Below are 12,512 nucleotides of genomic sequence, written 5' to 3'. Positions count from 1 at the left end.
TCACGTGCGGCCGAAATCCGCATCCGACGCGATAAAGTTGACGAGACGCCCAAGACCGTCGATCTCGCAGACGACCTCGTCGCTCGCATCGACGTTGACAACGCCTTCCGGTGTGCCGGTGAGAATCACGTCGCCGGGTGCGAGCGTCATGAAGCTGCTCAGGTATTCGATCAGCTCCGCGATGCCGGTGACGAAGTCGGACGTGTTGCCTCGTTGCCGCAATGTGCCGTTGACGTAGGTACGCAGCTCGAGACGGTTCACGTCGGCGACGTCAGATGCATCGACGAACCAGGGCCCAAGCACCGTCGCGCCGTCGCGGTTTTTCACGCGCAGGTTAGGGCGGTAGTAGTTCTCGAGGTAGTCGCGGATCGCGTAGTCGTTCGCGATCGTATAGCCCGCGACATACGTCATCGCATCTTCGCGCGAAACCTGTTTTGCCGTGCGGCCGATCACGACAGCAAGCTCGCACTCGTAGTGCATGAACGCGACGCCATCCGGACGACGCGTAAAGCCGCGATGGCCGAGTACCGCGCCCGGCCCCTTCAGAAACACGAGTGGCTCTTCCTGCTTCGAGAATTGCAGTTCTTTCGCGTGTTCCGCGTAGTTCAGGCCCAGTGCGAAGATCGTTCCGACGTCGAATGGAGCGAGCCAGACCACGGCGTCTTCGTGCACGATGCGGCCGTCGGCGAGCTTTACGCTGGGCACGTCTGCGTTGTTAATCGCGTCGACGGGGTACGCTTCGTGGATTGCGCCGGCGTAGGCGACGCGGGCGCGTTTCATCGTTCGGCTCCGTGGATGGAGTGGGGCGCCACGAACGACAGATTCAGCGAGGGCCAGTCGGCGATCGTCAGCGTCGCGGTGTCGCCTGCATGGACGACCGGCGAACCGTGCGGCACGCCGAGTGTGAGCACGTCGCCGGCGCTTAGCGTCATGAAGTCGGTGACGTCGGCGAGAAGCTGCGCGACACCGCGCACGACGGATGCGGTGTTTGCCTCGAACGCTTGGTGACCGTTCACGCTCACGCGGATCGCGAGATGATCTGGATCACTGGCGTATCGACGTGAAACCACAGCAGGGCCGATCGCACAGAAACCGTCTCGCGCGCGAAAACGCACGGAAGGTCGATAAACGCTCGCATGCGGCACGCTCATGTCAGCGACGATCGTGTAGCCCGCGATGTAGTCGAATGCATCGGCAACCGCGACACGCGTCGCGGTGCAACCGATCACGATGCCGAGCGATGCCCCGACTTCGACGCCGGATCCGCTTGCGCCGGTGACATTCTCAGGCACCTCGATCGATGCGCCGTGACCCGTCAGCGTATTGCGCGGCTTCACGTACAGTACCGGCGCTTTCGGTGGCGCCTTGTAGGGCGCTTCATACACCGCGTCGCCGAGCGCGGCCAGCGTCGCGCGATCGTTGAGCAGCGTGCCGTAGACGACACCAATGACCGGCACCGCGCATCTCGGGTGCGCACATAGCAGTGCGGTCGCTGAGCGCGCATCGATATCGCGCGGCAACGGCTCGCCTTCGATGTGAATCAGATAATCGGCCAGTGCGAACATGATGGAAAGCACCCGACAAAGCGCATGAATGGCCGGTTTGCCGGCCGTCGAATAAACACTAACATGTTAGTATTATTGGGCTCGCTGGACGACAGGGTCAACTCACTTTAGACGGCTTGCGGGTTTTCCCCGAGAAGTTGTGCGGGTCACCAGTTCAACTGTTTCGATCTCTCTGCCATGCCAGTTTCCACTGCCTCCCGTGTTCTGCACCGCAATCTGCCGATGCTGCTGCTGCGCGCACGTGAAAAGATGATGGAGCGTTTTCGTCCGCTGATTACGGCGCACGGGCTCACCGAACAGCAGTGGCGCGTGATCCGTGCGCTGCACGAAAAAGGTCCACTGGAGCCGCGTCAGATCTCCGACGTATGCACGATCTCGAGTCCAAGCATGGCCGGCGTGCTCGCACGGATGGAGACGCTAGGCCTCGTCACGAAGGAACGCTTCACCGAGGATCAACGGCGCGTGCGTGTGGAATTGACCGACACGAGTCTCGAGCTCGTGCGCGTGATTTCGAAAGAGATCGAGGCGAATTATCGGGAGCTGGAACGCAAGGTCGGAGCGGAAACGGTGGCGCGGGTTTATCGGGCGATTGATGAGTTGCTGGTGGGGTTGGAGGGGTGAGCGTTGGTGGTTTGGGAGAGATGGTTTGTCTTGGATATTTGATTTTACATAATATAAATTATCAACAAAACAGGCGGGTTTGTAATTTGAACGAAAGTTAGTGGCTCACGCTCAGCCCCGGACCTAAAGCCGCCTTCAAAGCGGCTTTTTTGTTGACTCGCGACAATCCTTCGACCACGCGCTGGACACGCCTCACATTAGTCGCCCGTATCATTTGCCGCCAAGTTGAAACGGAACATCATCGCTGTCCCCGGCGGGCAGTCGGCACGCTGAGTGCGACCAGGTATCCAGAAACTGCAGATCCCAGGGCAACACGCTTTCCAATACGTTCGCGGGTAAGCCCTCAATAGCGTGAACCAACGTTTCCGCCGCAGTCCTTCGAAAACATTCCCGCGCTACGATGTAAATCGGTGGCTGAAGTTGTTCACCACTCAACATCGCCCCTCGCGGACTGGGCGACACCTCAAAACGACCATACCCCAGCCCCATAAGAACCGACCCACTGGTAGCCGCGAGCGCTCCCGACGTAACGGTCGCAAGGACAAAAAGCACGCAAAGTTTTCGCATCTGGGCCTCAGTTTTGTAGACAGCGTAATCCTACAATTCTTCACATGCCCACTGCGAATGCCTCGACTTTCCGACCCCGCAACACCAGCACGACCTCCGTACGCGTCTTCGACTTCGTACGCCCCGCGAGAAGCGCCAGTAGATACCGCTCTCGACTGTTCGATATCATCCACGCAACCAGATATCGATTCTCCCCACGACATATTCCGCTATAAGTTTCTGCAGATGAGCCGTCGGATGATAAGCGTCGGCGAACATGTAGATGTTGTCTGCATGCGGCGAGACATACGTCGAGCGCGAGCAAAAAAGCGCGCTGGTGTCATCGGCTTGAAATGCCTGAGGCAGGTTTGCCGGCGCGCATGCTACGTTGGTGCCGACACTGCCGTCGAAGCGAAAACCAAGCTGGCGATAATTCTCCGATACCTGATCAAGGAACCTGAACGCATCGATCCGCAGCACGGCGGGCGATGACGGGAGCGAATCATCCAGTGCAGTGTTGAATACCTGTGCCAGTCGCCGAAGCACGTTTGCGGAGCCCGGCAGTTGCTGCTCGAGAAGGTTCGCGATCGGTGCCCTGGCGATATCCGGTACGTTTTGCACAACGATATGTGTGGCACCGTGTTGTCGCACGTTATGAACCAGTCCCGCAAACTGCTGCGCTGCCTGTCTCAGCGAAGGTAGCACTGCCTGTAAAGAGGCATCCGGATCGCCCCCGCTCGCAACCATTTCCGCCCATGCTCCATAGGCATCCTGAACGTCATTGGCCCCGCCCTGCATCAATACCAACTGACGGTCGGTGAAGCGCGTATGCGACTGGAGATAGGCAGCCACCTGTAAAGTCAACGGAGTCTGCAACTCGCCGGTGTCGCCTGTTGCGTCACTTGGGTTCGGCGGCCCCGCGACACGGGCGCCCCCTTGGGCGTAACCGAGTCCTTCCGGATGAACAACGCCTGGCTGCCCGAAGCCGCCTGTCAACGCTGGCCTCAGTCGTGATCCATAATGCTCCGCGATAATCTGTACGGATACAGCGCCCGGATTAGTGGTGTAGGTGCCGCCGCCGAATTGTCGAGCGTATGCGTAGGTGCCAACGTCCGAAAGACTGTCTCCGAACGAGACGACCTGCATGCGGTTTCGTTGCGCGTCGGCAGAATCAGCCGATGCATTCGATGAACAGGACAAACCGATAACACTGCACGTCAACACAAGGAACGCAAAACGACGGACCGTCTGCATGGAGCACTCCGGAGTCATGTGGTGTATCGAAGCATAAACTTGTTCTGGTGACAGCCGCATACGCCACAGCTTACCTGCTGTGCAGAAGGCGGCAAGATCGATTGGCGTACCTGTGCGGTGCCCTGACTAAGCCCGGTACCTGATTCGCAAAAGTCGAATCATACCGTCGCGAACACGGCTGTTTTCCACGTGGATTCGTAGTGCAGAAATGGAGTCGGGCTCTGTCGCCAGAGCGGTCAGAGGTCGAGCGAATGCTGCTAGCGGGTAGCTGCAGACAGGGAGCTCCGCCCTACCCGGTTTGCGCCAGCAGCAGCTCGACGGTTCGTTTACGTGGATACTTGCTACGGCCGGATCGCCGGCATGCGGCGACGTCGGTTATGACCTGATCTCGTTTGGTTTTGGCCGTCATCGCATGAACAGCCTGCTCACAGGCCACTCCCCTACGACGCATCCATCCGCGCCGCAAATGCCGTATCAGCCTCCCTCGAAACCCCTTCCGGCTCCCCCCGATAAGGCCGGTCAGGACGAATCCAGTGCGCGGCAATCGGCCCGAGCACGAGGAAACAGATCGACAGTGCGAACACCGGCTGCCACGAGTGCATCCAATCCACCAGCCAGCCGACGAGCGGCGGCGACACCGCTGCGGCAATACCGAGCCCTGTATTCATGATGCTGCTCGACGTTGCCGCGTGATTCGGCGCGAGATCCATCGCGACCGCCCACAACGGCGCAGTCACGAATTCGGACAGAAACAGCGCGGCCGCGAGCGACAGCGCAGCAACCGTCGACGACGGATGCAGAAACATCGGCACGAAGAACACGATCGGCGCGATGAAACCGATGGTGATCAGCGTTTGCCGCGAGCGGCGGATATCGCCTGTTCGCCGCAGCATCAGATCGCTCAGCGAACCGCCGAGCGTCGTGCCCACCACCCCACTCAGAAAAATCCCCGAACTGAACACGGCCGAGTGTCTGATGTCCAGGTGATAGGCCTGCGAAAAAAACGAAGGCATCCAGTTCAGAAAGAACCACAGAATCCAGCCATGACAGAAGCTCACGACAGTGGCCGGCCACAACGCGCGCAGCAACGGTCCCCAACGCATCGGTACGCGTTTCGTGCCCACGCGTGCAGGCAGACGCGCGATGTCCTCGGGCGTGATGCGCGGATGATCGGTGGGATTGTCGCGGTAGTACCAGAGCCACAGCGCAACCCATGCAAGGCTCGCGAAGCCGAGAATCACGAATGCCACGTGCCATGAGAATGCCGTAATCAACGCTGCGACGACCAGCGGCGTCGACGCGTTGCCGAGCCGTGCGCATGCATGCGTGATTCCCTGCGCGAAGCCTCGTTGATCGGGTTTCATCCACGCGTTCAACGCCCTCGCCGATGCCGGCACGATCGGGCTCTCGCCGAGGCCGACGACGAAGCGTGCGAGCAGCAGTGTCCCGAGGCCGCCGGCGAGTCCGGTGAGCAGCGTGCCGAGTCCCCACAACACACCGCAGATCGCGAGCATCTTGCGTGCGCCGAGCCGATCGCCGATGAAGCCGCCGGGAATCATCGCGAGCGCGTAGGTGATCGCGAAGGCCGAGAATACGATGCCGAGCTGCGAGTTGTTCAGCCGCAGGTCATGTCGAATGACGAGCGCAGCGGTCGAAATATTGGTGCGGTCGATGTACATCAGGAACGACATGATGCACAGAACCAACAGCACGCCTGTCGTCGCGGAAAGCCGTCTCCGCGGGCGAGTGATTCCCATTGTCTCTCTCCATGCAGGCACGCCACGTGGGAATGGCGCGTCGTTGCGACTGCGTATACCGCCGCCCTTTTTCGTGGCACGTATCGTCGTCGCGATACGTGCCACGCGGAATGGCGTACGTTGCTGCACCCTGCTTACCGCTCTGCTCTGCCCTGCGTCGCTGCGTGGGACGGACAGTGCGCGTCGGCCGCGCCTCACTCTATGGCGAGGTTACGCGAATCAACGCGTGAACCGCTTATTCCAGCGCTTATTCCAGCACTTCGCCATGCACGCCCGCCGACAGCGTGTCTTTCTCCCAGCGCTTCATCGGCACGACTTCCGCCACCGGGCCATTCGGCGAACGGAACTTAACCGGCAAATGACCCGGTGCCGTGAGGATCTCGCCGCCGTTTGCCTTGATCTGCTCGATGAACGCATCGAGGTCTTCGACTTCCATACCGATGTGGTGAATGCACGGCGCGGGGCCAGCGAAATCGGCCTCGTCGGAATTCGACGACTCATAGTGGATCAGCGTGAGATCCATGTAGCCGTCCGTCAGATGGTGCGACACGTGATCGCCGTTCTTGCCCTTGCGCAGCACCGTGTTGACGTGCCGGTAGCCGAACACGTTCTCGTAGAACGCGCGCTCCTTCTCGACATCTTCGACCTTGAATGCAATGTGCTTGATGAAATTCGGCATCGGATAGCTCCTGGTGTTTGCCGCGCGAATCAGGGTGCGCGATGGAGCAAAGTCTATGGCGCTTGTTTTCCGAAGTCAATCGAATCATTCGAATGATTCGATTGAAATGACGTAAGCTGTGGACAGGCTTTAGTTAGCGAAAGTGCGCGAAGGCCGATCCTGTATCCTTCGGACATTTGCGGCGCGCGATGCAGGAATGATCCCGCACCGACCTCTTCACCCATCGTTTTTTCAAGCTCATCCGATGCCAGCAACCCGCAACCCGGGCGAACAGCCGCTCTACGAAATCGTTCGTGCAGGAATACTCGAACGGCTGCACACCGGCGAGTGGGCAGCAGGCGACAAGATTCCGACGGAGCCTCAACTGGCCGATGCGTTTGGCGTCGGCATCGGCACGATCCGGCGCGCGGTCGAGGAGCTGGTTGCCGAGCGGCTGCTGATCCGTCGCGCGGGACGCGGCACGATCGTCGCGAAGTTCGCCGACGAGCATGCGTTCGATCAGTACTTCAATTTCGTCGATGCGAATGGCGAGCCGGTGCACGTCACGGCACAACTGCTACGCTTTGCGAAAGAGCGGGCAACGCCCGCACTCGCGGCCGCACTGAAACTCGAGCGCGGCGCGCGGCTTGCGAGCGTCGAGAATCTGCGGCTGTGCGACGACGTGCCGGTCATGCTCGACCATCTTTGGTTTCCGCTCGATGTCTTTCCGAACCTCGATGCAAAAGCCTTCGCCGCACGACGCGGTTCGATCTATGGTTTCTACCAGGAGCACTTCGGTATTTCCGTCGTGCGCGTCGTCGAGGATCTGGGCGGAGCGCTGGCAGATGCGGATGTCGCGAGCGCGCTGAAAATCGAAACGGGCACACCTGTACTGCGCATCGAACGCACGGCCTACACGTTCAAGGACAAGCCGGTCGAGTTCCGCGTACGCTTCGTCGAGTCGAGCCAGTGCTCGTATCGCAACGTACGGGGCCTGCAGGACTGACTACGCGCACATCGCGTGGACATTGCGTGGACGGATCTATTCCGGCTTCGCGAGCGACACGGGTCTGTGCCGCAACCAGTTCAACGCCTGCCGCAACATGAAATCGTTCGACTCGCCGAACGCAACCGGCGCACGCGGCTTGCGTCGCTCACGCGCTTCGTGCTCACGTAATTGCGCGACCACGTCATGCTCGCGCAGCACTTCCTGCGCGGCCTGATCCGGATCCTGCGGATTGTCGAGGTGATGCGCCAGATCGATCTCGCGAACAGCGGGTAGATCGTCCGCGTTGCCGTCCGCATAGTCGTCGACGCGCAGATCGGGCACGACGCCGCGATTCTGGACCGAATGTCCGCTCGGCGTGTAGTAACGCGCGACCGTCAGCGTGATGCCCATGCCGTTCGACAGCCCCCCAGTAACCTGAATCGAGCCCTTACCGAACGTCGGCCGCCCCATCACGATCGCGCGATGCGAATCCTGCAGAGCAGCCGCGACGACTTCGGTCACCGAGACCGATTGCTCGTTCGTCAACACGACAAGCGGCAGCGTTTTGAACATCTCCGGCAGACCGATTAGCGGATCGCTTGTCGACGACCCGCTGCGGTAATCGGCGTAAGTGTTGCGATACGTTTTGCGCTTCGCAGGATCCCTCTCCTCGACCGTCACGACGGCCGCGCCGGCAGGCAGAAACGCGCCCGCCACACCCACCGCCTGCTGCAGGATGCCGCCGCCATTCGAACGAAGATCCAGCACAAGGCCCTTCAACGGCGGTCGTGCTTCGGCTAACGCATGCAGGCTCGTCACGAGATCGGGAATCGCGCGATCGTCGAACGTGCTCACGCGGATGTAGCCATAGCCCTTGATCGGCACACGTGACTTCGCGCTCGGCGCATGGATGAAAGCGCGCGTGATCGTAACCGTCCGCGTTTCATCGTCGCTGCCGCGATAGACGGTGAGCTTCACCTGCGTACCCGCGTCGCCTCGCATGCGCTTCACGGCCTCGGCGACGGTTTGCCCTTGAGTCGGCACGCCGTCGATGCGCGACACGATATCGCCCGCGCGGATACCCGCTTTCGCGGCGGGGCTGTCTTCGATCGGCGCGTAGACGCGAATCTGCCCGTATTCTTCACCAACCGTCAGCCCGACACCGGCGAATCCGCCCGCAAGTTGCTCCCGCAGCCGCGCGAATTCTTCACGGTCGTAGAACGTCGAATGCGGATCGAGATCGCCGACCATGCCTTTGAGCGCACCGATCATCAGCTTCGCGTCGTCGGGAGGGGCCACGTAGTCGTGTTTGATCAGCGCAAAGGCCTGTTCGAGTTGTTGCAGATCATCGGGAGGAAGCGATGCGGGCGGTGGCCCGGCCATCGCGATGGCGGGCGCGCCAGTCAGCCACGCCATGCATACCAGCACGTACGCAACGATACGGATCGGACGTCTGAACGAACCCACGGTCATGCGATTTTCCTCATGCACCCGCGCTTGTGCGGGCGGATGCATGAGAGGTTACAACACCGCTGTTTCAGGCCAGCAAAGTTCGGGATTCGGGAAAGCTCGCGACACCGAACCGCCCACGCTTTCATTTCCGTTTCGCGTTGCGCCACAACGCAACGTCGTATCATCTGCACAGCGAGACGACAGGGTCGACAGGCAACGGATACTATCGACCCATGCTGAAGAAAACCTGAGAGATCACGACGTGACCAATCTGCAAAAAGCTGTCGCATACGCGGCGTGTACGCAATACGGCACACCGTTCCCACCCTTCCTGCGCATCCGCCGGTAAAACTCTGGAAGGACCACTCTCATGCGTGTACTACTCGTTGAAGACGACGACCTGATCGGCTGCGGGATCGAAGCCGGCCTGCGGCAGGCAAGCTTTACCGTGGACCGCGCACTCGACGGACACGAAGCCGATCTCGCGCTGCGCACCACGACGTACGCGCTGGTCATACTCGATCTCGGTCTGCCGAGAATTTCGGGCATGGAGCTGCTGAAGCGGCTGCGCGACGCGGGCAACGACGTCCCCGTACTCATTCTGACGGCCAAAGGCACGGTGCTCGATCGCGTCGACGGACTCGAAGCCGGCGCCGACGACTACCTCGGCAAGCCGTTCGACCTTGTGGAATTGCTCGCGCGTTGCCGCGCATTGCTGCGCCGCTCGCAGGGACGCAGCGTCGAGGTGATCCGGCATCGCGATCTGACCGTGAACCCTTCCGCGCAAACGGTCACGCTCGGCGCAACGCGCGTCGCACTGACCTCGCGCGAGTGGGCCATCCTGATCCAGTTGCTAACCCATCAAGGCATTCCGCAATCGCGCTCGCAGCTCGAAGAAAGCCTGTACGGCTGGCAGGAAGAAATCGAAAGCAACGCGATCGAAGTGCATGTGTCCAATCTGCGCAAGAAGCTCGGCACCGATCTGATCCGCACGGTGCGCGGCGTCGGTTACGTCGTGGAGCGCCCGTGATGTGGTCGTCGATCCGCCGCCGTTTGATGCTGCTGATCCTCGCGGGCCTCGCGTTGATCTGGGGTGTCGCGGTGGTGTCGAGCTACCGGCAGGCCACGCATGAGGTAGCGGAATGGGAAGACGCGCGGCTCGCCGAACTGTCGGAGATTCTCGGGCAGCTTGGTCAGCAGGATCTGGTTACGCTCGCGAATGCGCGGATCGATACGCGCGACGAAGAGAGAGGCGGCGACCCTGGCGCCAACGACGATGACGACGACGACACGTTGCCACGCGACGCGCTGTTCCAGGTGCGCGACGCGCAGGGGCATGTGCTTGCAGGCAGTCCGCAATTGCGCGCGCTGCATGCGTGGGATCTGCCGCTGCCCCCGGTCAGCGGCGCAAGAACCATCGTGCTCGGCAATACCGAGTGGCACACGTTCACGCTGCGAGAAACCACGTTCGGGCACACCGTCCGTGTGTTCGAACCCGCCAATACCCGCAGCGATCTGGTGAGCGGCGTCGCGCGCCGGATTGCGCGACCCGTCATTCTCGCGTTGCCGGTGCTGGCATTGCTGGTGTGGTTCGCGATCGGCTGGAGCCTGGCGCCGCTGCGTACGCTGTCGGGCGCGATCCGCTCACGCGATGTCAACCGGCTCGAATCCGTCGATATCGGTCGTGCGCCCACCGAGGTCCGACCGCTCGTCGATGCGATCAATGTGCTGCTGTCGCGACTGCGGCAATCGCTCGAACGCGAGCGCGCGTTCACCGCGAACGCGGCCCACGAGCTGAAAACGCCGCTTGCTGCAATCAAGGTTCAGGCGCAGGTCGCACTGGGCGAACCGGACAGATCGTTACAACGGCTTGCGATGGAGCGCGTCGTACAAGGCGTGGATCGCAGCGCACGCCTTGCCGAACAGTTATTGCTGCTGGCCCGTCTCGACGAACACGAAAAGATCGCGAGCGCACCGCTTAAACCGGCCGACGTCGCGAACGACGCGATCCTCGCGAACGAAGGCAACGCACAGCAGAAGAATATGTCCGTGTCGCTGCACGGCGACGCCGACGCTGAGATCGATGCCGAGCCGGTTTTGATCGGCATCCTGTTCGACAACCTGATCGACAACGCGATCAAGTACGGGCGCCCAGGCGGCCATATTGAAGTCGCGGTGCAGCAGGACGGCGATCGCGTCCACGTCAGCGTGCGCGACGACGGTCCAGGCGTCGCGGCCGGCGATCTCGCACATCTCACCGGCCGGTTCTTCCGCGCAACCGGCACGCATGCGACGGGCAGTGGGCTCGGACTCTCGATCGTCGCCCGGATTGCCGAGCACTTCGACGCAAACCTGCATCTCGGTGCCGGCATCGCGGGTCGCGGACTGGCGGTCGACGTGTCGTTTCCCGTGTACGTCGCCGCGCGGTGACATCCTGACGTCACTGGATCGCGTTAGAAGCGCGTGCGGATGCCCGTCGTCAGTTCAAGCTGGTTCTTCGCGCCGTATGTCGTGGCGACCACGTAGCCCTTGTGCAGCCGCATATAGTCGCCGGCCACGTAGAGCTCCGTGCGTTTCGACAGGTGATAGAACACCGACCCATACAGCGTTTCCTTGTAGCCGCTACCCGTGCCGGTGTCCGGATCGAAGGTCAGGTTCGCGTTGGCGATGCCACCGGTGTCGTCGAACGCCGCGTTCGTCGTGTGCATCTGCTGGTAGCCGATTTCGTAATCGAGCGGTCCTTTAGGCGCGAGCTTGAACGACACGGTCCACGCATTGTCCTTGCGCTGCCCCAGCGCACCCTGCTCGCCGGTGTAATGGAAATAACCGGCATTCACGCGAGCGATACCGTAGGTATAGTTGCCGCCGACCGAGTAGGACTTGTTGGTAAAACCGTTGTTGTTGACGTGGTTGTAGTACGAAGAAAGGTTGAACGGTCCGCCGTTATAGCCCAGCGCGGCCGTGTAGGTGGCGTTGTTGCCGAAGCTGGTCCGGTTGCCGAACGCGTAGCCTGCCGCCGCGAAAATGCCGTTCTGAAACAGCTTCTTCCACACCACGCTGTTCTGGTAACGCGTGCCGGTCGCGCTGCCCGCGTAGAAAATCAGCTGCTTGAAGTTGTTCGTGTTGGTCCAGCCGCCCTCTTCCGTTGTGAGCGCGGCGCTGGTGTACGGATCGCCGTAGATCGCCGCAGCATCGCGCGCTACCGTGTTCTGGAAACCGGCCGTGATCTTGCCGAACTCTGCGCTTTCCACACCCACCCACGCATCGCGATCGAAGATCTGTCCCGGGTCTTCCATTGCACCGTCGCTGACCCGATACTCGGCTTCGAGCTTGAAGATCGCCTTGATACCACCGCCCAGATCTTCCGCGCCCTTCATGCCGAAGCGGCTGCCGCTGAACCACGGCTCGCCGTTGATCCCCATCGAAACGCTATGATCGCCGGCCGCATTTGCATGCGTCTGATAGGACACCGCACTGAGGTCGATCAGGCCGTACAGCTGAACATTCGATTGAGCCTGCGCATGTCCGGCCACCAGCACGCCCGTGCCCGCAACCAGCCATAACCGGGATTTCTTCACCATCGTCTCCTCCGCTTCGTTGAATTGATCTGTCGACTTGTGTAGCAGCCCAAAGCTTAGTCAGATCAACCCTTCGCGCTTCTTTCGCGGAAG

11 protein-coding genes are annotated in these 12,512 nt (G+C 61.1%); 4 read left to right on the top strand and 7 right to left on the bottom strand.

Annotated features, from left to right (window positions below):
* Together E1748_RS19535 and E1748_RS19530 are read right to left on the bottom strand one after the other, a co-directional pair.
* A complete protein-coding gene (locus E1748_RS19535) occupies positions 1-780 on the bottom strand; it encodes a fumarylacetoacetate hydrolase family protein (RefSeq protein ID WP_133648803.1) in 780 nt (259 codons plus the stop codon).
* Positions 777-1,565: a fumarylacetoacetate hydrolase family protein gene (locus E1748_RS19530; RefSeq protein ID WP_133648802.1), complete on the bottom strand. Its 789-nt coding sequence runs from the start codon at positions 1,563-1,565 to the stop codon at positions 777-779. The genes E1748_RS19535 and E1748_RS19530 overlap by 4 nt, the downstream gene beginning before the upstream one ends.
* A 222-nt stretch (positions 1,566-1,787) precedes the next feature.
* Between E1748_RS19530 and hpaR the strand changes: the two genes are divergently transcribed.
* Positions 1,788-2,186 carry a homoprotocatechuate degradation operon regulator HpaR gene (gene hpaR, locus E1748_RS19525; protein WP_133649440.1) on the top strand — a complete coding sequence of 133 codons (399 nt, stop codon included), beginning with the start codon at positions 1,788-1,790 and terminating at the stop codon, positions 2,184-2,186.
* A 732-nt stretch (positions 2,187-2,918) separates the two neighbouring features.
* Here hpaR and E1748_RS19520 read toward each other — a convergent pair.
* From E1748_RS19520 to E1748_RS19510, 3 genes are all read right to left on the bottom strand, one after another.
* Positions 2,919-3,986 carry an SGNH/GDSL hydrolase family protein gene (locus E1748_RS19520; protein ID WP_133648801.1) on the bottom strand — a complete coding sequence of 356 codons (1,068 nt, stop codon included), beginning with the start codon at positions 3,984-3,986 and terminating at the stop codon, positions 2,919-2,921.
* A 440-nt stretch (positions 3,987-4,426) separates the two neighbouring features.
* Positions 4,427-5,743, bottom strand: a complete 1,317-nt coding sequence (locus E1748_RS19515) for an MFS transporter (protein WP_133648800.1) — start codon at positions 5,741-5,743, stop codon at positions 4,427-4,429.
* A gap of 247 nt (positions 5,744-5,990) precedes the next feature.
* A complete protein-coding gene (locus E1748_RS19510) occupies positions 5,991-6,422 on the bottom strand; it encodes a VOC family protein (protein ID WP_133648799.1) in 432 nt (143 codons plus the stop codon).
* A 244-nt stretch (positions 6,423-6,666) separates the two neighbouring features.
* Between E1748_RS19510 and E1748_RS19505 the strand changes: the two genes are divergently transcribed.
* Positions 6,667-7,407 (top strand): GntR family transcriptional regulator, encoded by a 741-nt coding sequence (locus tag E1748_RS19505; RefSeq protein ID WP_133648798.1) that lies wholly within the window; start codon positions 6,667-6,669, stop codon positions 7,405-7,407.
* A gap of 36 nt (positions 7,408-7,443) precedes the next feature.
* On the opposite strand, the gene E1748_RS19500 is transcribed toward E1748_RS19505, so the two are convergent.
* The gene (locus E1748_RS19500; RefSeq protein ID WP_166653593.1) at positions 7,444-8,862 is read right to left on the bottom strand and encodes a S41 family peptidase; all 1,419 of its coding nucleotides are present in this window, start codon (positions 8,860-8,862) and stop codon (positions 7,444-7,446) included.
* Positions 8,863-9,211: 349 nt separating this feature from the next.
* On the opposite strand from E1748_RS19500, the gene E1748_RS19495 reads away from it, so the two are divergent.
* Both E1748_RS19495 and E1748_RS19490 read left to right on the top strand, forming a co-directional pair.
* Entirely contained in the window at positions 9,212-9,871 is a 660-nt protein-coding gene (locus tag E1748_RS19495) for a response regulator (protein ID WP_133648796.1), read from the top strand.
* On the top strand, positions 9,871-11,271 hold the full coding sequence (locus tag E1748_RS19490) for an ATP-binding protein (protein ID WP_205965260.1): 1,401 nt from the start codon (positions 9,871-9,873) through the stop codon (positions 11,269-11,271). The genes E1748_RS19495 and E1748_RS19490 overlap by 1 nt, the downstream gene beginning before the upstream one ends.
* A 23-nt stretch (positions 11,272-11,294) precedes the next feature.
* Here the strand turns inward: E1748_RS19490 and E1748_RS19485 are convergent, their stop codons facing one another.
* On the bottom strand, positions 11,295-12,422 hold the full coding sequence (locus E1748_RS19485; RefSeq protein WP_133648794.1) for a porin: 1,128 nt from the start codon (positions 12,420-12,422) through the stop codon (positions 11,295-11,297).
* Positions 12,423-12,512: the final 90 nt, after the last annotated feature.

The sequence above is a fragment of the Paraburkholderia flava genome (genome assembly GCF_004359985.1).
In the GTDB taxonomy this organism is placed as follows: domain Bacteria; phylum Pseudomonadota; class Gammaproteobacteria; order Burkholderiales; family Burkholderiaceae; genus Paraburkholderia; species Paraburkholderia flava.
This window is presented reverse-complemented; position numbering and strand designations above follow the sequence as displayed.

Coding starts and splice junctions, on each gene's coding strand:
- hpaR (WP_133649440.1), top strand. CDS start 1,788: ATGCTGCTGCTGCGCGCACGTGAAAAGATGATGGAGCGTTTTCGTCCG.
- E1748_RS19500 (WP_166653593.1), bottom strand. CDS start 8,862: ATGACCGTGGGTTCGTTCAGACGTCCGATCCGTATCGTTGCGTACGTG.
- E1748_RS19495 (WP_133648796.1), top strand. CDS start 9,212: ATGCGTGTACTACTCGTTGAAGACGACGACCTGATCGGCTGCGGGATC.
- E1748_RS19535 (WP_133648803.1), bottom strand. CDS start 780: ATGAAACGCGCCCGCGTCGCCTACGCCGGCGCAATCCACGAAGCGTAC.
- E1748_RS19530 (WP_133648802.1), bottom strand. CDS start 1,565: ATGTTCGCACTGGCCGATTATCTGATTCACATCGAAGGCGAGCCGTTG.
- E1748_RS19515 (WP_133648800.1), bottom strand. CDS start 5,743: ATGGGAATCACTCGCCCGCGGAGACGGCTTTCCGCGACGACAGGCGTG.
- E1748_RS19490 (WP_205965260.1), top strand. CDS start 9,871: ATGTGGTCGTCGATCCGCCGCCGTTTGATGCTGCTGATCCTCGCGGGC.
- E1748_RS19520 (WP_133648801.1), bottom strand. CDS start 3,986: ATGCAGACGGTCCGTCGTTTTGCGTTCCTTGTGTTGACGTGCAGTGTT.
- E1748_RS19510 (WP_133648799.1), bottom strand. CDS start 6,422: ATGCCGAATTTCATCAAGCACATTGCATTCAAGGTCGAAGATGTCGAG.
- E1748_RS19485 (WP_133648794.1), bottom strand. CDS start 12,422: ATGGTGAAGAAATCCCGGTTATGGCTGGTTGCGGGCACGGGCGTGCTG.
- E1748_RS19505 (WP_133648798.1), top strand. CDS start 6,667: ATGCCAGCAACCCGCAACCCGGGCGAACAGCCGCTCTACGAAATCGTT.